We start from the raw sequence: 17,716 nt of genomic DNA on the forward strand, positions 1-17,716 counted from the left end.
AACTGGGCATATTATGCCACGCACACGTTTGCGTGGCACGAAAATAAAAAGGGCTGGATTCACCAGCCCTCGTATTTATTTGCTGAATGCTGCCTGGAAGACAGCGACCAGCGCATCGTTCTGCGACTGGGTCAGCGTGTGACCTTTTGGATCGATAAACTGCAGGCTACTGCGGTTATCAAGGTCACCGACCTGAATTTTGTAGTCACCGGAGGCAAGCTGAGGATCTTTCGCGCCCAGTTCCTGCCATGCGCTGTCGGAGAGCGGCTTATAGGTTGCCGTCATGCTACCGGTTGAGCGGGTGCTGTCGGTCACTTTCATGCCCACTTTTTCCAGCGTCGCTGGCAAACGCTGCCAGGTCTGGTTAAACGGTGCACGAACCACCAGCATTGGCAGGCCGGTATCATCCGCACCGCTTTGCACATCGAAGGTCACACCGTTGCGGCTCTGCGCGGCGTTGGCGGCATCGGTCGCGGTTTTATCCAGACCCGCAGCAATCACGTTCAGCATTTCGGTGCTGTAACGCTGCAGGGACGCGGCATCCGCAACCGGTTTACCCGCCTGCTCCAGGTTCAACAGCTTAACGTTGACCGCCTGCTGGTAACCCTGTGGTTTTACGGAGACTTGATAACGACCGCGGTATTGCTGGTCTTCATCCAGACGGTTCCACTCGATCCAGTCGGTGGTTAACGTCTGGCTGGCGTCATCGCGTTTATCGATGGTGTAGTTCTTCGACTGAATGACGCTGACAACCTGCGGCCACAGCGTGCTACCGCGCGCGCTCTCAACCATCAGAGACGCCGTATCACCGGTGAACTGGGTACGCGCCCCGTTAACCAGCGCCAGAGGCTGTGCTGGCGGACGAATATCAAGCGCTTTACCGACCGGGCCGCTGCCGTTGGTCACGGGAATATTATAATCGCCGTTCTGAATCGGCAGGATCATACCAGCCGGTGCGTGAAGTTCAGCAAGCGGGGTCGCATCCAGATAGGATTCATCACCGCTCACCTGGCGCTTGTAGCGCGAGTCTGAACTACAGGCAGCGAGCAGCATAACAAGCGAAACACTCGCAACCTTCGCCAGGCGCGACTTCTGTACTGAATAAGCCATCAAATCTCCCTAAACTCTACAGCAAACCGGCATGCTTCAGCGCCGCCCTGACGATGTCACGACCTTGGTCGGTAATCGGTGTCATTGGCAGACGCAGCGTATCGGTTGCTACAAGCCCCAACTCCTTACATGCCCATTTCACTGGGATCGGATTGGGTTCGACAAATAATTTATTGTGCAGCGGCATCAGACGCTGATTAATGACACGGGCTTCATCAAAGTGACCGGCTGCGGCCAGTTTGCACATTTCAGCCATATCGCGCGCCGCAACGTTTGCCGTTACGGAAATCACGCCATGGCCACCGAGCTGCATAAAGTCCAGCGCGGTCGCATCATCACCACTCAACAGGATAAAGTCGTCTGAAACCAGCTCTTTGATCTGATGAACGCGGCTTAAGTTCCCTGTCGCCTCTTTAATACCGATAATATTTTTTACTTCCGAGAGACGACCAACGGTTTCCGGCAGCATATCGCAACCGGTACGGGACGGCACATTATACAGAATTTGTGGCAAGTCAGTATGTTCAGCGATGGCTTTGAAGTGCTGGAACAAACCTTCCTGAGTAGGACGGTTGTAATAAGGGGTCACCGTCAGACAGCCAACGATGCCGCTGTCGTTAAAACGTTTGGTCAGGCTGATAGCTTCTGCGGTTGCATTAGCACCAGTTCCCGCGATGACCGGAATACGTCCGTCAGCCAGTTCCAGGGTCAGCATCACTACATCGCCGTGCTCGTCGTGGCTCAGCGTTGCGGATTCACCGGTAGTCCCTACCGAAACGATCGCCGAGGTTCCATTGGCGACATGGTAATCAATGAGCTTCTTCATGCTTGACCGGCAGACATTACCTTTTTCATCCATCGGTGTAACAAGCGCGACAATACTTCCCGTGAACATGAGCCATCCTCTGTGCGAACAAGAGTCTCAATGTTACGTTTGGAACTGTAATAAAAGCAAGCGACCTGAGGCTCTCAGGCGGTTGTATGCATGTTTTTTTTATGCTTTCCTTAGGAAGACTTAACCATGCAAAGGAAGAACAGGTTTGACAACCTCATCACAACATTACCTGGTTATCACTGCGCTGGGTGCCGACAGGCCGGGTATCGTGAACACCATCACCCGCCACGTAAGCAGCTGCGGCTGTAATATCGAAGACAGCCGTCTGGCCATGCTTGGCGAAGAGTTCACATTTATTATGTTGCTTTCCGGGACATGGAACGCCATTACGTTGATTGAATCGACCCTGCCGCTGAAGGGCGCCGAGCTGGATTTGCTGATTGTCATGAAGCGCACCACGGCGCGGCCGCGTCCGGCTATGCCTTCTACCGTCTGGGTGCAGGTTGAAGTGCCTGATTCTCCCCATCTGATAGAGCGCTTCACCGCGCTGTTTGACAGCCATCAGATGAACATTGCCGAGCTCGTTTCCCGCACACAGCCGGGCGACGCAAGTACGGTTCCCACGCTCTTTATTCAAATTACCGCGCACAGTCCTGCATCACAGGATGCGTCAAATATCGAGCAAGCGTTCAAAGCCCTCTGTACAGAATTAAACGCGCAGGGCAGTATAAGCGTCGTCAATTATTCGCAGCACGAACAGGATGGAGTTGAGTAATGAACCCACTGAAAGCCGGTGACATCGCACCGAAATTTAGCTTACCGGATCAAGACGGCGAGCAAGTAAATTTGACCGACTTCCAGGGACAGCGTGTTCTGGTCTATTTCTACCCGAAAGCCATGACCCCCGGCTGCACCGTACAGGCCTGCGGCTTACGCGACAACATGGACGAGTTGAAAAAAGTCGGCGTGGAAGTGCTGGGTATCAGCACGGATAAACCAGAAAAGCTGTCACGATTTGCTGAAAAAGAGCTGCTGAACTTCACGCTGCTTTCTGATGAAGACCATCAGGTGTGCGAGCAGTTCGGCGTCTGGGGCGAGAAGACGTTTATGGGTAAAACCTACGACGGTATTCACCGCATCAGCTTCCTGATTGACGCTGACGGAAAAGTTGAACACGTGTTTGACGACTTCAAAACCAGCAACCACCACGACGTGGTGTTGAACTGGCTGAAAGAAAGCGCCTGATAAACAGCAAAACGGCAACCCAGGTTGCCGTTTTTCGTGTTTTCCCCCTCTTCCCGTGGGAGAGGGTCGGGGGGAGGGCATCAGGCCGCTCAAAACTACTTCTCTTCCACCGCCGGCACATCCGGCCACGCGTGGACCACGGCTTTAATCAGCGTCGCCAGCGGAATGGCGAAGAACACGCCCCAGAATCCCCACAGCCCGCCGAAAATCACCACCGATAAGATAATCACCAGCGGATGCAGGTTCACCGCTTCGGAGAACAGTACCGGTACCAGCAGGTTACCGTCCAGCCCCTGAATAATCAGATACACCGCGAAGCAGCTCCAGAACTCAGTCCCCAGCCCAAACTGGAACAGCGCCACGCCAACCACCGGAATGGTCACCACAAACGCGCCGATATACGGAATCAGGACAGACAGCCCCACCAGCACCGCCAGCAGCAGCGAGTAGTTCAGGCCGAAAATCAGGAAGCCAATCCAGGTGGCGACCCCCACGACAATCATCTCCAGCACCTTGCCGCGAATGTAGTTGGTGATCTGCTGGTTCATCTCTTCCCAGACCTGCCCCGCCAGCCCGCGGTTGCGCGGCAGAATACGGCGAACGGCGTTGAGCATCTGGTCTTTATCTTTCACCAGGAAGAAGACCATCAGCGGCACGAGCACAAGGTAAACCGCCAGCGTCAGCAGTCCGACCAGCGAGGCCAGAGAGTATTTCACCACCGAATCGCCCATCGTCATGATGCGGGCGCGCATATTTTCCGCCATCGCGTCGATAATCCCGGCATCCATCAGGGCTGGGTAACGGCGCGGCAGCGTGGCGGCAAAATCAGAAAGCTTGTTCAGCATGCCGGGCATATCGCGAATAAGGTAGATCCCCTGCTGCCAGGCAACCGGCATCACTACAAAGGCCATTAACAGCAGGATGCCGACAAACAGCACCAGCACGATGCTGGTCGCCCAGCGACGGGAACAGCCGATGTGCTCCAGGCGCACCGTTGGCCACTCCAGCAGGTACGCCAGCACAATCGCCACCAGCAGGGGCGCGAGCAGGCCGCTGAAGAAGAACAGAATACCGAACCCGGCAACCAGAATAACCAACAAAGCAATGGCTTCCGGGTCGCTGAACCGACGCCGGTACCACTGCATTAACATTTCTAGCATACAACCCTTCCCTGAATCGAATGGCGGGAGTGAGACGATGAATTGTATCTAACTGTCACAAAAAAGACTTTCGCTTTTTGTATCCCGATCACAATCCGCAAAAGCCTGATGAATGGGATTTTCTTCATGCTACAACACGGCTACACTCCCAAAGCAGCAGAGATGAACGATATACCGGTTCATCGGTCAAATTAGCACATCCAACATACAGGACAGTGGTTATGTTCAGGCAGTTGAGAAAAACACTGGTTGCGACACTGATTGCCGCGGTGACGGTCGGTCAGGTGTTGCCCGCTTTTGCTGACTCGTCCGATACATTGCCGGACATGGGCACCACAGCAGGAAGCACGCTCTCTATTGGGCAAGAGATGCAAATGGGGGATTACTATGTTCGCCAGCTGCGCGGCAGCGCCCCGCTGATTAACGACCCTTTGCTGGTACAGTACATTAACGGGCTGGGGATGCGTCTGGTTTCGCACGCCGACTCGGTAAAAACCCCCTTCCATTTCTATTTAATCAATAACGACGAAATCAACGCCTTCGCCTTCTTTGGCGGTAACGTGGTGCTGCATTCGGCGTTATTCCGTTACTCTGACAACGAAAGCCAGCTGGCCTCGGTAATGGCGCACGAAATTTCGCACGTCACCCAGCGCCATCTGGCGCGTGCGATGGAAGACCAGAAACGTAACGCCCCCCTCACCTGGGTGGGTGCACTGGGCTCTATTCTGCTGGCGATGGCCAGCCCGCAGGCCGGGATGGCAGCACTGACCGGTACGCTGGCGGGAACGCGCCAGGGGATGATCAGCTTCACCCAACAAAACGAGCAGGAAGCGGACCGCATCGGGATTCAGGTGCTGCAGCGTTCGGGCTTTGACCCGCAGGCCATGCCGAGCTTCCTCGAAAAACTGCTCGATCAGGCGCGTTATTCTTCCCGTCCGCCGGAAATTCTTTTGACCCACCCGTTGCCGGAAAGCCGTCTGTCGGACGCGCGTAACCGTGCCAACCAGATGCGTCCGGTCGTGGTCCAGTCTTCGCAGGATTTCTACATGGCGAAGGTGAGAACCCTGGGGATGTACAATTCCGGGCGTAACCAGCTCACCAGCGACCTGCTGGATACCCTGGCAAAAGGCAACGTGCGTGAGAAGAACGCCGCGCAGTATGGTCATGCGCTCCTGGCAATGGAAGCCAGCAAATACGACGAGGCGCGTAAAGCGCTGCAGCCGCTTCTGGCAGCCGATCCGAACAACCCGTGGTACCTCGATCTGTCGACGGATATCGATCTGGGGCAGAAGAAGCCTGCCGATGCGATTAACCGCCTGAAAGGGGCGAAAGATGTCCGTACCAACCCGGTGCTGCAGCTTAACCTGGCGAACGCTTACTTGCAGGGCGGCCAGCCCGGCGAGGCGGCGACCATCCTCAACCGCTACACCTTTAATAATAAAGACGATCAAAACGGCTGGGATCTGCTCGCTCAGGCGGAAGCCCAGCTCGGCAACCGCGATCAGGAGCTGGCGGCGCGTGCCGAAGGTTTTGCCCTGGTGGGCCGCCTCGATCAGGCGATTTCCGCGCTCAGCAGCGCCAGCTCGCAGGTCAAACTCGGCAGCCTCCAGCAGGCTCGCTACGACGCGCGTATCGATCAGCTACGTGGCCTGCAGCAGCGCTTTAAGCCGTACGAGAAGATGTAATAAAGGAGAATTCACGTCATGACAGACGCCGTAAAAATCTATCATAACCCTCGCTGCTCCAAGAGCCGCGATACCCTGAGCCTGTTAAAGTCTAACGGCGTGGAGCCGGAGGTGGTGCTGTATCTTGACACCCCACCTGACGCGCAAACCCTCCGCCAGCTGCTGCACATGCTGGGAATGGGCAGTGCAAGAGAACTGATGCGCCAGAAAGAAGATCTGTATAAGTCGCTTAACCTGGATGACAACCGCCTCACCGAGGCTGAACTGGTCCAGGCGATGGTTGAAAATCCAAAGCTGATTGAGCGCCCGATTGTGGTGGCGAACGGCCAGGCGCGCATTGGACGCCCGCCGGAAGACGTGCTCGAGATCCTTTAGTCCTTATGCCGCAGCGCTTCCAGAAAGGCCTGCGGCGTACTCTCTCCCAACTTTTTCTGGGCTTTCTCCCGGTTGTAAAGTTCGCACAGCTGGATCAACAGCTCGCCTGCCGGTTCACTGTTCAGACGTGGAATGATGTCGCATAGCGGCAGAGCAACCTGAACGGCGGGGTATTGCTGTGGATGCACTGTCACGGTGGTATTGCGTTTCTCAAGCTTCACCTCGAAACCAAAAGTCTCAATAGATTGAATATCAGCCGGACAGGCTTCCAGCACGTCGTTCACCCAGTGGACCAGCAGCTGCGGAGAAATGCCCGCGTACAGCCGGGCGGAGCACCAGCCGCTCACGGGTTCACGCGCCCAGAGCAGATGCTGTTCACCGCCATCGTCCATATGCAGAGACAGAGGCTGATGATGTAACAGGAGTTTTTGCGGCACGATACCTGCCCTCAGCGCCTTTTTCCCCTGCAACGTCGCGCCCTTCTGCTTTACCGAAGCCGGTTTGAGGTAGCGGTTCAGGGTCGCGCGGGATACGGCGATCCCGAGTCCGTTATTGACCATCTGCAGCAGTTCGTCCAGCGGGGCACCCGTGATATCCCGCAGGGCATTGACCAGCGCAACCTGCTCCTGTCTCAATGCTTTGTGTATCACTTTTGGCGTCGTGTGGTTATCCGAAACCTGGTCGCGGTTACGCCAGCGCCTGACTGTAGTGACCGATATCCCCAGCTCAACGGCGAGCTCCCTGTCGCTTTTATCTGATTGCTGAAGATAGCGACGGATGCGCGGCGTCGTGGTGGCATTAGCATGCAGTTTAATTTCCATCGCAGGATCCTCAGAACCAATCTTGTGAGATTTATACTATACCAGCGATTGCTTTGTGACCGATTTCACCTTTCGCTCGCCACGCTTCACTGATAATCCTCAGACATAACACAAACAACACCCCTCAATCTTGTACGGAGTTCACAATGAACAATGTTCTGGGATTTCTTGAAGCAAAACTGATGCCGCTGGCGGCCAAAACGGCCCAGCAGCGGCATCTCGGGGCCATTCGCGGCGCCTACGTCTCCTTCATGCCGTTTATCATCGTCGGCTCTATTCTGCTGGTGATCTCGTCGTTCCCGAATCAAGCCTATCAGCAGTTTATGTCTCAGGCCTTTGGTGAGAGCTGGAGCGCCATTATCGAAATCCCGTTCAACGCGGTGTTCTCCACTATGTCGCTGTTCATCAGCTTCCTGGTCGCCTTCCGCCTGGCGGAACACTATGGCGAGGATCGCATCTCCTGCGGCATCCTGGCGCTGGTCGCCTTTCTCATCCTGACGCCCTTTATCAAAGTGGCGGAGAACGGCGGTATTACCGTCATTCCGGTGGAGTGGATTGGCAGCAAAGGGCTGTTCGTAGCGATGATTGGTTCCCTGCTCTGGACGGAGCTGTTCTGCTGGCTCAAGCGCAAAAAACTGGTGATCAAAATGCCGGACGGCGTGCCTCCGGCGGTGCAGGAGTCGTTCGCCGCGCTGATCCCGGCCCTGCTGGTGATGATTCTGGTGCTGGGTATCCGCATCGTGTTTGAAAACACCCACTACAACACCATCCACCAGTTTATTTACGAAGTGGTTGCCACGCCGGTGCGCCACTATGGCACCTCATACTTTGGCGCGCTGATGACGGTGTTCAGCATCACCATTCTGTGGTCAGTAGGCATTAACTCCGGCTCAATGATCAACGGCATCATTCGACCGCTGTGGATGGAGAACCAGACCGACAACATCGCCGCGATTCAGGCAGGCACGACGCCGCCGCACATTATCACCGAACAGTTTTTTGACATGATCTGGATGGGCGGCGCGGGGGCCACGCTGTCGCTGGTGATTGCAATGCTGATTTTCGCCCGCAGCAAAAACATGCGTGAAGTGGCGCGCCTCGGCGCCGGGGCATCGGTATTTAACATCAACGAACCGATCCTGTTTGGCCTGCCGGTGATCATGAACCCGATCATGCTTATCCCGTTCAACCTGGTGCCGCTGGTGCTGGTCACCGTGCAGTATGCGGCGATGAAGATTGGCGCGGTTGCCGTTACCACCGGGGTGTTTATTCCCTGGACGCTGCCGCCGGTCATCAGCGGTTTTATCGTCACCGGGCACCTGAGCGGCAGCGTGATGCAGCTTATCAACCTGCTGATTGGCGCCATGCTGTATCTGCCTTTTATGCGTATCGTGGACAAACAGTACCGCGCGGCGGAAATGGCCACCGTTACGCAAACCGACACCACCCTTGCAAAACAGGAGTAACGCATGTGGGGAATTATCGCGACCTGGCGAATGGCGCTTGAAGGCGTCACCGAGTCTGCATCTGCGCTGGCTGCGGGGAAACCGGTCTCGGCAGCGGTGGTGGATGCCGTCGCCGCCGTCGAAGACTTTCCGTTTTATAAATCCGTCGGCTACGGCGGGCTGCCCACCGAAAATGGCGAGGTGGAGCTGGACGCCGCCTATATGGACGGCGACACGCTGGCGTTTGGTGCCGTGGGCAACCTGGTGGATATCGCCAACCCGGTGCGCGTGGCGCATGCGTTAAGCCGCCAGCGCTACAACAGCCTGCTGGTCGGCCAGGGCGCGCGGGAATGGGCGCTGAGCCAGGGCTTTGCCGACAAAACCATGCTCACCGACCGCGCCATGCAGCACTACCGCAAACGCTGCCGCGAAACGCTGGATAAGGGCTTAAGCCCTTACGACGGACATGACACCGTCGGCATTATCGGCCTCGATAAACAGGGCTCAATGAGCGTCGCTACCTCCACCAGCGGCCTGTTCATGAAAAAACGCGGTCGACTCGGCGATTCGCCGATCATCGGCTCCGGCTTTTACTGTGACAGCGAAACCGGCGCCGCAACCGCCACGGGCGTCGGTGAAGATCTGATGAAAGGCTGCACCAGTTACGAAATCGTTCGCCGCATGGCGCAGGGTATGACGCCGCAGCAGGCGGCGGATTCGGTGGTGTTCGAACTGGAGGACAAGCTGATGTCGCGCTTTGGCCGCGTGGGCGATCTCTCCGTGGTGTGCATGAATAACAGGGGCGAATTTGGTGCCGCTACCAACATCAAAACCTTTTCGTTCGTGGTGGCGACGGCTCGCCAGCCCCTCACCGTTTTTCGTACCGAACGCCTGCGGGAGAAAACGCATTATCACGCGGTAGACGATGAGTGGATGCAGGCCTATGCAGCGCGGATCCGCGCGCCGATTGAGGAGTCATGATGATTACGTATCAGTTTACCACCGCGCTTTCCGACGCGAAGCCGCAGAGCCATTTGATTGCCTCCGCCTCCTGTACGCTTTTGCCCGAAACGGCGCTTGTCGCGGAAATGCGCGAGTCTGCCAGCATCGCTGACACCCGCTTTGGCTGCGCCCCGTTTGCCCGGATCACCCTGCTGCCCGATGCGCTCTGGCAGGATAGCCTGACCGAAGGATTACTGACGGCGCTGCGCCCGCTGCTGGCCTCGCCCGTCAGTCCCGAGCTGATACTGGACGTGACTGATATCGACGATGTGGTGCTGGCGCAGGTGCTGCGTTTTCTCTTTAATCAGGCGCACAGGCTTAGCGATTTGCAGTTGAAGGAAACCAGCGACAGCATCCGTCTTGAGCGCATCGCCGCGCTCTGCTTACCCGAACAGCAGGAGCGACTGGCGGTTATTTTCCGCCAGCAGCAGGCCATCGCCCACGGCATGGTCGCGGCGCGACGTCTGGCGGATACCCCGTCCGACCGCTGCACGCCGCAGTTTGTGGTGGAAGAGGCGCAAAAACGGTGTGCCGCCTTCCCTGCCCTGCGGTGCGAAGTGCTGAATGAAAAGCAAATCGTTGAGGACGGTCTGGGGCTGCTGCACGCCGTCGGCAAAGGGGCGACCTGTCCGCCGCGCCTGCTGGCGATTCATTATGACGGTGTCAACGACGGCCCGGTGCGCTGCTATGTGGGTAAAGGCATTACCTTTGATACCGGCGGCCTGTGGCTGAAGGAAGGCGCGGGCATGTACACCATGAAATACGACATGTGCGGTGCGGCTAACGTGCTGGGCCTGATGCTGACCGTCGCAGAGCTGGCGCTGCCCGTACGCATTATGGGCGTGCTGGCGCTGGCGGAAAACGCCATCGGCCCGGACGCCATGCAGCCCGGCACGGTAGCAACGGCCTGCAACGGGATCACCGTTGAAATCAACAACACCGATGCCGAAGGCCGACTGGTGCTGGCGGACGCCATCGCCTGGGCCAGCCAGCGCCATCCGCAGGCGCGCTATATCATTGATATGGCCACCTTAACCGGTGCGGTCGTGAAGGCGCTGGGGTATGAGCTGAGCGGGCTGATGACGCAGGATGAACCGCTGCGCGCGGCGCTTACGCTGGCGGGTAAGCAGAGCGGTGATGAAGTGTGGTCCCTGCCGCTGGATGCGCGGCTGAAAAAGCAGACCGACAGCGCGATTGCCGATCTGTGCAACACGCCGACCAACAATGCGGCGATCAGCGCCTCGGCGGCGTGGCTGCTGCATCACTTCTGCCCGCCGACAATTCCGTGGGTCCATCTGGACATCAGCGGTACGGCGCTGTGGCGTGAAAGTGGGCGAAGCGTGGCATCGGGAAGACCGATTCCACTGCTGGTTGAGCATCTAATGGGGGATCTTTAGCCGGGTGGCGGCTGCGCCTTACCCGGCCTACAAAGTGCGGCAGGTTTTCCTAGGCCCGGTAAGGCGAAGCCGACACCGGGCGAGCAAATTCAAAGCTTGAGAATATCTTTCACAAACGGGATGGTCAGCTTGCGCTGGGCGGTAATGGAGGCGCGATCGAGCTGATCGAGCGTGTCAAACAGCGTGCGCATTTCGCGATCCAGACGCTTCAGCAGGAAGCGCCCTACGTCTTCCGGCAGCTCAAACCCGCGCTGCTTCGCACGCAGCTGTAACGCCTGAAGCTTATCTTCATCCGACAGCGGCTGAAGCTTGTAGATTTGCCCCCAGTCCAGGCGAGACGCCAGATCCGGCAGTCCCAGATTCAGCTGGCGAGGCGGACGATCGCCGGTGATCAGCAGCCGGGTTTTCCCCGATTCCAGAATGCGGTTGTAGAGGTTAAAGATCGCCATTTCCCACGGCTCATCCCCCGCCACGCATTCGATATTATCAATGCACACCAGCGAGAGATGTTCCATTCCCTCAAGCACCTCAGGCACGAACCAGGTACGTTTATCCAGCGGCACGTAGCCTACCGCATCGCCGCGCGCCGAAAGCTCCGCGCAGGCGGCATGCAGCAGGTGGCTGCGCCCCGCGCCTTCGCGTGACCAGATATAGATGTATCCGCTGTGTTCCTGGCGCAGCACGTTTTGCAGTGCAGCCAGTAAAGAGGGGTTATCACCCGGCCAGAAACTCGCGAAAGTTTCGTCGTCAGGGAGATAGAGTGGCAGAGAGAGCTGTGCCGGTCCGTTCAGAAGTACCTCAACCAGATCTTACATAAAATCGGAACGGAGTTTAGCACGGAACCTGCGAGGAGAGAACCGGGCGGATCGTCCACCCGGTTAAAGGATCAATGTGGTGCTTTTTCGCTGTCGTCCGCGTCCAGAATTTGTTCTTCCGGGCGAATTACCGAGATCAGCTTGAAGATCAGGCTCAGGCCCACGCCGACGATGGTCGCCAGCGCCATGCCTTTCAGCTCGGCCGCACCAATGTGCACCTTCGCGCCGCTGACGCCGATAATCAGGATCACCGAGGTCAGGATCAGGTTCTGCGCCTTGCTGTAATCCACTTTGGATTCAATCAGCACGCGAATACCGGAGGCACCGATCACGCCGTACAGCAGCAGAGAAACGCCGCCCATCACCGGAACCGGGATGATCTGAATCGCTGCCGCCAGCTTACCGACGCAGGAGAGCAGAATGGCGATGATCGCCGCGCCGCCGATAACCCAGGTGCTGTAGACGCGGGTAATCGCCATCACGCCGATGTTTTCACCGTAGGTGGTGTTTGGCGTAGAACCAAAGAAACCGGAGATGATGGTGGAAAAACCGTTCGCAAACATGGAGCGGTGCAGACCCGGGTCGCGGATTAAATCGCGCTTAACGATGTTCGCCGTTACCACCAGGTGGCCGACGTGCTCCGCAATCACCACCAGCGCCGCAGGCAGAATGGTGAAAATCGCAAACCATTCGAAGCGCGGCGTGTAGAAGGTTGGCAGCGCGAACCAGTGCGCCTCGGCAATCGGGGTAGTATCCACCACGCCCATCACGAAGGAGAGCGCGTAGCCCGCCAGCACGCCGATCAGGATCGGGATAATCGCCATAAAGCCGCGGAACAGCACGGAACCAAACACCGTTACGCCCAGGGTCACCAGCGAGATGATAATGGTTTTGGAATCCGGTGACTGGCCGTCAGCAGGCAGCAGGCCGGCCATATTCGCCGCGACGCCCGCCAGCTCAAGACCGATGACGGCCACGATGGCGCCCATCGCCGCAGGTGGGAACATCACGTCCAGCCAGCCGGTACCGGCTTTCTTCACAATGAAGGAGACCAGGCAGAACAGCACGCCACACATGATAAAGCCGCCCAGCGCGACCTCATAACCCAGCGGCAGCAACAATAACACCGGAGAGATAAAGGCGAAGCTCGACCCGAGATACGCCGGAATTTTGCCTTTACAGATGAAGAGGTACAGCAGCGTACCGATGCCGTTGAACAGCAGCACGGTAGCCGGGTTAATGTGGAACAGGATTGGCACCAGCACGGTTGCGCCAAACATGGCGAACAGGTGCTGCAAACTAAGCGGGATAGTCTGTAAAAGCGGCGGTCTTTCACTCACCCCGATAGCACGGCGCGTCATAGTGTTTTCCTCTGAGTAGTATCGTTGTTGGTGTTTTATTCAAAAAAAAGCCGACTATCAAAGTCGGCTTATTTATCGTTATTCGATTATTTCGTACCAAAGATCTTATCGCCGGCATCGCCGAGCCCCGGGATGATGTACCCGTGCTCGTTCAGGCCCTGGTCGATAGAGGCGGTATACAGCTCAACGTCCGGGTGCGCTTTTTCCAGCGCCGCGATCCCTTCCGGTGCCGCAACCAGCACCAGCACTTTAATGCTGCTGCAGCCCGCTTTTTTCAGCAGGTCGATGGTGGCAATCATTGAACCGCCGGTTGCCAGCATCGGGTCAACCACCAGCGCCATACGCTCGTCGATGTTGGACACCAGCTTCTGGAAGTAAGGAACCGGCTCGAGGGTTTCTTCGTTACGGTAGATCCCGACCACGCTAATGCGCGCGCTTGGCACGTGCTCCAGCACGCCTTCCATCATGCCGAGACCGGCACGCAGGATTGGCACAACGGTAATTTTCTTACCTTTGATCTGCTCAACCTGCACCGGGCCGTTCCAGCCTTCGATGGTGACTTTTTCCGTTTCCAGATCGGAGGTCGCTTCGTAGGTCAGCAGGCTGCCGACTTCAGAGGCCAGTTCGCGAAAACGCTTCGTGCTGATGTCATGCTCACGCATCAGGCCCAACTTGTGTTTAACGAGTGGGTGTTTCACTTCCACAATCTTCATTCTCTTTCTCCTCTGAATGGCATCCGCAAAAAAATCGCGGGATTATACCGCTTTTTTCGGATTAGGCCATACCCATGTTGCTTGACAGGGATCAAGCAAAGACAAAAAAGCCGGAGACTGAGTTCCGGCTTGGGTGCGGGTTCTGCCCGGTGGCGCTGCGCTTACGCGGGCCTACGTGTATTGTAGGTCGGGTAAGCGTTAGCGCCACCCGACAATTACAGGTTATCCCCGTTGCTCGCAATCACCTGCTTATACCAGTCGAACGACTTCTTCTTGCTGCGGTTCAGCGTGCCGTTGCCTTCATTGTCTTTATCGACAAAGATAAAGCCGTAGCGTTTTTTCATTTCACCGGTACCGGCAGACACCAGGTCGATACAGCCCCACGGGGTATAGCCCATCAGGTCTACGCCATCTTCCACCACCGCTTTTTTCATCTCGCGGATGTGGGCGGCCAGGTAGTCAATTCGGTACTGGTCGTTCACCGTGCCGTCGCTCTCCTGCACGTCGATTGCGCCAAAGCCGTTCTCAACGATAAACAGCGGCAGCTGGTAGTGATCCCAGAACCAGTTGAGGGAGTAGCGCAGCCCCACCGGGTCAATCTGCCAGCCCCAGTCGGATTTCTGCACGTACGGGTTAGAGACCAGGCTCTTGCTCTCGTCGTAATCCAGCTGCGGGTTGTCCGCCGTCGCCTTGGTGGCGAAGGACATATAATAGCTAAACCCGATGTAGTCCACGCAGCCCTGCGTCAGCGCCGCTTTATCTTCTTCGGTAATATCCAGCGCGAAGCCGCGACGTTCGAAGTAGTTGAGCAGATGCTGCGGGTACTTGCCGCGCACGTGCACGTCGGTGAACCAGTAGCGGCGGTGCATGGCGTTCATCGCCATCATCATATCGTCCGGCGCGCAGGTCAGTGGATAGATAGGACACATGGCAATCATGCAGCCGATCTGCAGGGACGGGTTAATCTCGCGCCCCGCCTTCACCGCCAGCGCGCTGGCCACCAGCTCATAGTGCGCGGCCTGGAACATTACCGGCTCGCGATCTTCGCCCGGCGCGTACTTCAGCCCCGAGTTGGTGAATGGGGCAAAGTCTTCGTGGAAGTTGGCCTGGTTGTTGATCTCGTTAAAGGTCATCCAGTACTTCACCTTGTGCTGATAGCGCTGGAAAACCACTTTTGCAAAACGAACGAAGAAGTCGATCAGCTTACGGTTGCGCCAGCCGCCGTATTCCGTGACCAGATGAAACGGCATCTCGAAGTGAGACAGGGTAATAACCGGTTCGATGCCGTGCTTCAGACACTCGTCGAACAGGTCGTCATAGAATTTCAGGCCTGCCTCGTTCGGCTCAAGCTCGTCGCCTTTCGGGAAGATCCGCGTCCAGGCAATAGAGGTGCGGAAGCATTTGAACCCCATCTCGGCAAAGAGTTTGATGTCTTCTTTATAGCGGTGATAGAAATCGATGGCTTCATGGTTAGGGTAGTTTTTCCCGTCCAGCACGCCGTTGGTGATTTCACGCGGCACGCCGTGCGCGCCTGCGGTCATCACATCGGCCACACTCACCCCCTTGCCGCCCTCTTTCCAGCCGCCTTCGAGCTGGTGCGCCGCAACCGCACCGCCCCACAGAAAATCTGCTTTAAATCCTGACATTCACTTTCCCTCATTCTGCGTTATTTTCTGCAAAAACAATTACAGAAACCGGTTTCAGTTGAATGATGTGCAAAGCCGTTTCGGGTTGCAAGGAGAATACCGAAACCGGTTTCATTTTCGTGAACAGACGCAAGTTTGGGCGCACTGGCAGGCTGCGCGTAAAAAAAGATCCCTACGTCCAGAATAGGCTCGCAAACGTTTGCCTGGACTGTTAGAATTGCGCCGATTTTTCTTACTAGCTATGCAATCGCGTGGGGATTTAAGCCGTGACCAACAAAACTTCTCTCAGCTACAAAGATGCCGGTGTTGATATTGACGCAGGTAATGCGCTGGTTGACCGAATCAAAGGTGTGGTGAAAAAAACCCGCCGCCCGGAAGTGATGGGTGGTCTGGGTGGATTCGGCGCACTGTGCGCGCTGCCGCAAAAATATCGTGAACCTGTTCTGGTCTCGGGAACTGACGGTGTAGGCACTAAACTGCGCCTGGCGATGGATTTAAAGCGTCACGACACAATCGGTATCGATCTGGTCGCGATGTGCGTGAATGACCTGGTGGTTCAGGGCGCAGAGCCGCTGTTCTTCCTCGATTACTACGCGACCGGCAAACTGGACGTAGATACCGCGGCAAGCGTGATCAACGGTATCGCCGAAGGGTGCCTGCAGTCTGGCTGTGCGCTGGTTGGCGGTGAAACCGCGGAAATGCCGGGCATGTATCACGGCGAAGATTATGACGTCGCGGGCTTCTGCGTCGGTGTAGTAGAAAAATCAGAAATTATCGACGGCAGCAAAGTGGCCGATGGCGATGTGCTGATCGCGCTGGCCTCCAGCGGCCCGCACTCCAACGGCTACTCCCTGGTGCGTAAAATCATCGAAGTGAGCGGCTGTGACCCGCTGACGACCGAACTTGACGGTAAACCGCTGGCTGACCATCTGCTGGCCCCGACCCGCATCTACGTGAAAAACGTGCTTGAGCTTATCGAGAACGTCGACGTTCACGCTATCGCTCACCTGACCGGCGGCGGCTTCTGGGAAAACATCCCGCGCGTCCTGCCGGACAACACCCAGGCGGTGATCGACGAATCCTCATGGCAGTGGCCAGCCGTGTTTAACTGGCTGCAGACCGCAGGCAACGTGAGCTCCCACGAAATGTACCGCACCTTTAACTGCGGCGTGGGCATGGTTATCGCCCTGCCGGCAAGCGAAGCGGATAAAGCGGTCAAGCTGCTGACTGAAAAAGGTGAAAACGCGTGGAAAATCGGTACGATTAAAGCCTCCGATTCCGAACAGCGTGTGGTCATTGAATGAAAAACATCGTGGTGCTCATTTCCGGCAACGGAAGCAATTTGCAGGCGATAATTGACGCCTGCAAACAGAAGAAAATCAATGGCACCATTCGGGCAGTTTTCAGCAACAAGGCCGACGCGTTCGGCCTTGAGCGCGCGCGGGAAGCGAACATCCCTGCGCACGCGCTGGAAGCCAGCCAGTTCGCCGGGCGTGAAGCCTTTGACCGCGAGCTGGTGCATGAGATTGATGCCTACGCGCCGGACGTGGTCGTACTGGCGGGCTATATGCGTATTCTGAGCCCGGCTTTTGTAGAACACTTCGCCGGACGTCTGCTGAATATCCACCCTTCCCTGCTGCCGAAATATCCCGGCCTGCACACCCATCGTCAGGTTCTGGAAAACGGCGATGAGGAGCACGGCACCTCCGTGCATTTCGTTACCGACGAGCTGGACGGCGGTCCGGTGATCCTGCAGGCAAAAGTCCCGGTCTTTGACGGCGATAGCGAAGAAGACGTGACCGAACGCGTGCAGACCCAGGAGCATGCCATCTACCCGCTGGTGGTAAGCTGGTTTGTCGACGGGCGTCTCGAAATGCGCGACGGCGCAGCCTGGCTGGACGGCGTGAAGTTACCCCCGCAGGGTCATGCGGCGGAAGAGTAGTTTGTTATGTCGGGTAGCGCAGCTGCGCTTACCCGACCTGTTCATTGCATTACCCGATATCCCCTTCTCCAACCCTCTAAAATCCCCAACAAAAAAAATAACTGTCATACTTTTCTGGCACTGTTGGACATATCGTGGAAATGCTCGCCATAATAAGGACGAGA

17 protein-coding genes are annotated in these 17,716 nt (G+C 56.9%); 9 read left to right on the top strand and 8 right to left on the bottom strand.

What is annotated here, in order from left to right; genetic code table 11:
• Positions 1-75: 75 nt before the first annotated feature.
• Positions 76-1,110, bottom strand: coding sequence for an outer membrane protein assembly factor BamC (gene bamC, locus BM007_RS17720; RefSeq protein ID WP_032646781.1), 1,035 nt, complete (start codon positions 1,108-1,110; stop codon positions 76-78).
• Positions 1,111-1,126: 16 nt separating this feature from the next.
• The gene (gene dapA / locus BM007_RS17725; protein ID WP_090420128.1) at positions 1,127-2,005 is read right to left on the bottom strand and encodes a 4-hydroxy-tetrahydrodipicolinate synthase; all 879 of its coding nucleotides are present in this window, start codon (positions 2,003-2,005) and stop codon (positions 1,127-1,129) included.
• Positions 2,006-2,150: 145 nt separating this feature from the next.
• Between dapA and BM007_RS17730 the strand changes: the two genes are divergently transcribed.
• Positions 2,151-2,720, top strand: coding sequence for a glycine cleavage system transcriptional repressor (locus BM007_RS17730; RefSeq protein WP_023325845.1), 570 nt, complete (start codon positions 2,151-2,153; stop codon positions 2,718-2,720).
• Complete coding sequence (gene bcp / locus BM007_RS17735) at positions 2,720-3,190, top strand: thioredoxin-dependent thiol peroxidase (protein ID WP_008501635.1); 471 nt, start codon at positions 2,720-2,722, stop codon at positions 3,188-3,190. Before BM007_RS17730 ends, bcp begins: the two co-directional genes overlap by 1 nt.
• Before the next feature lie 95 nt (positions 3,191-3,285).
• Here bcp and BM007_RS17740 read toward each other — a convergent pair whose 3' ends face one another.
• On the bottom strand, positions 3,286-4,350 hold the full coding sequence (locus tag BM007_RS17740; protein WP_061714661.1) for an AI-2E family transporter: 1,065 nt from the start codon (positions 4,348-4,350) through the stop codon (positions 3,286-3,288).
• A 221-nt stretch (positions 4,351-4,571) separates the two neighbouring features.
• Between BM007_RS17740 and bepA the strand changes: the two genes are divergently transcribed.
• A complete protein-coding gene (gene bepA / locus BM007_RS17745) occupies positions 4,572-6,035 on the top strand; it encodes a beta-barrel assembly-enhancing protease (RefSeq protein WP_090420130.1) in 1,464 nt (487 codons plus the stop codon).
• A gap of 18 nt (positions 6,036-6,053) precedes the next feature.
• On the top strand, positions 6,054-6,410 hold the full coding sequence (gene arsC, locus BM007_RS17750; protein ID WP_024907564.1) for an arsenate reductase (glutaredoxin): 357 nt from the start codon (positions 6,054-6,056) through the stop codon (positions 6,408-6,410).
• Here arsC and BM007_RS17755 read toward each other — a convergent pair.
• Positions 6,407-7,231, bottom strand: a complete 825-nt coding sequence (locus tag BM007_RS17755) for a hypothetical protein (RefSeq protein ID WP_090420133.1) — start codon at positions 7,229-7,231, stop codon at positions 6,407-6,409. The two genes, arsC and BM007_RS17755, sit on opposite strands and share 4 nt — an antisense overlap.
• A 146-nt stretch (positions 7,232-7,377) precedes the next feature.
• Here BM007_RS17755 and celB point away from each other — a divergent pair, with 146 nt between their 5' ends.
• The 3 genes from celB to BM007_RS17770 are packed head-to-tail and all read left to right on the top strand — an operon-like array spanning position 7,378 to position 11,075.
• Entirely contained in the window at positions 7,378-8,697 is a 1,320-nt protein-coding gene (celB, locus tag BM007_RS17760; protein ID WP_024907562.1) for a PTS cellobiose transporter subunit IIC, read from the top strand.
• Between the two features lie 3 nt (positions 8,698-8,700).
• Positions 8,701-9,657, top strand: a complete 957-nt coding sequence (locus BM007_RS17765; RefSeq protein WP_024907561.1) for a glycosylasparaginase — start codon at positions 8,701-8,703, stop codon at positions 9,655-9,657.
• Positions 9,657-11,075, top strand: a complete 1,419-nt coding sequence (locus tag BM007_RS17770) for a leucyl aminopeptidase family protein (protein WP_090420136.1) — start codon at positions 9,657-9,659, stop codon at positions 11,073-11,075. Before BM007_RS17765 ends, BM007_RS17770 begins: the two co-directional genes overlap by 1 nt.
• Positions 11,076-11,164: 89 nt before the next feature.
• Here BM007_RS17770 and BM007_RS17775 read toward each other — a convergent pair whose 3' ends face one another.
• From BM007_RS17775 to BM007_RS17790, 4 genes are all read right to left on the bottom strand, one after another.
• On the bottom strand, positions 11,165-11,866 hold the full coding sequence (locus BM007_RS17775) for a DnaA inactivator Hda (protein ID WP_166792068.1): 702 nt from the start codon (positions 11,864-11,866) through the stop codon (positions 11,165-11,167).
• Positions 11,867-11,961: 95 nt separating this feature from the next.
• Positions 11,962-13,251, bottom strand: a complete 1,290-nt coding sequence (gene uraA / locus BM007_RS17780; protein ID WP_024907558.1) for a uracil permease — start codon at positions 13,249-13,251, stop codon at positions 11,962-11,964.
• Positions 13,252-13,337: 86 nt separating this feature from the next.
• Positions 13,338-13,964, bottom strand: a complete 627-nt coding sequence (gene upp, locus BM007_RS17785) for a uracil phosphoribosyltransferase (protein WP_008501641.1) — start codon at positions 13,962-13,964, stop codon at positions 13,338-13,340.
• Positions 13,965-14,179: 215 nt separating this feature from the next.
• Entirely contained in the window at positions 14,180-15,610 is a 1,431-nt protein-coding gene (locus tag BM007_RS17790) for a 6-phospho-beta-glucosidase (RefSeq protein ID WP_048991281.1), read from the bottom strand.
• A 266-nt stretch (positions 15,611-15,876) separates the two neighbouring features.
• Between BM007_RS17790 and purM the strand changes: the two genes are divergently transcribed.
• A complete protein-coding gene (gene purM / locus BM007_RS17795) occupies positions 15,877-16,914 on the top strand; it encodes a phosphoribosylformylglycinamidine cyclo-ligase (protein WP_024907556.1) in 1,038 nt (345 codons plus the stop codon).
• Complete coding sequence (purN, locus tag BM007_RS17800) at positions 16,911-17,552, top strand: phosphoribosylglycinamide formyltransferase (RefSeq protein WP_032646794.1); 642 nt, start codon at positions 16,911-16,913, stop codon at positions 17,550-17,552. The genes purM and purN overlap by 4 nt, the downstream gene beginning before the upstream one ends.
• Positions 17,553-17,716 lie beyond the last annotated feature (164 nt).

Origin of the sequence: Enterobacter sp. NFIX59, assembly GCF_900113755.1 — a bacterium.
Lineage (GTDB): Bacteria > Pseudomonadota > Gammaproteobacteria > Enterobacterales > Enterobacteriaceae > Enterobacter > Enterobacter pseudoroggenkampii.

What these genes read in the sequence shown, in the direction of transcription:
- upp (WP_008501641.1), bottom strand. Translation starts at nt 13,964, where the DNA reads ATGAAGATTGTGGAAGTGAAACACCCACTCGTTAAACACAAGTTGGGC.
- dapA (WP_090420128.1), bottom strand. Translation starts at nt 2,005, where the DNA reads ATGTTCACGGGAAGTATTGTCGCGCTTGTTACACCGATGGATGAAAAA.
- BM007_RS17765 (WP_024907561.1), top strand. Translation starts at nt 8,701, where the DNA reads ATGTGGGGAATTATCGCGACCTGGCGAATGGCGCTTGAAGGCGTCACC.
- BM007_RS17740 (WP_061714661.1), bottom strand. Translation starts at nt 4,350, where the DNA reads ATGCTAGAAATGTTAATGCAGTGGTACCGGCGTCGGTTCAGCGACCCG.
- purN (WP_032646794.1), top strand. Translation starts at nt 16,911, where the DNA reads ATGAAAAACATCGTGGTGCTCATTTCCGGCAACGGAAGCAATTTGCAG.
- arsC (WP_024907564.1), top strand. Translation starts at nt 6,054, where the DNA reads ATGACAGACGCCGTAAAAATCTATCATAACCCTCGCTGCTCCAAGAGC.
- BM007_RS17790 (WP_048991281.1), bottom strand. Translation starts at nt 15,610, where the DNA reads ATGTCAGGATTTAAAGCAGATTTTCTGTGGGGCGGTGCGGTTGCGGCG.
- celB (WP_024907562.1), top strand. Translation starts at nt 7,378, where the DNA reads ATGAACAATGTTCTGGGATTTCTTGAAGCAAAACTGATGCCGCTGGCG.
- bamC (WP_032646781.1), bottom strand. Translation starts at nt 1,110, where the DNA reads ATGGCTTATTCAGTACAGAAGTCGCGCCTGGCGAAGGTTGCGAGTGTT.
- bcp (WP_008501635.1), top strand. Translation starts at nt 2,720, where the DNA reads ATGAACCCACTGAAAGCCGGTGACATCGCACCGAAATTTAGCTTACCG.
- BM007_RS17770 (WP_090420136.1), top strand. Translation starts at nt 9,657, where the DNA reads ATGATTACGTATCAGTTTACCACCGCGCTTTCCGACGCGAAGCCGCAG.
- uraA (WP_024907558.1), bottom strand. Translation starts at nt 13,251, where the DNA reads ATGACGCGCCGTGCTATCGGGGTGAGTGAAAGACCGCCGCTTTTACAG.
- BM007_RS17755 (WP_090420133.1), bottom strand. Translation starts at nt 7,231, where the DNA reads ATGGAAATTAAACTGCATGCTAATGCCACCACGACGCCGCGCATCCGT.
- bepA (WP_090420130.1), top strand. Translation starts at nt 4,572, where the DNA reads ATGTTCAGGCAGTTGAGAAAAACACTGGTTGCGACACTGATTGCCGCG.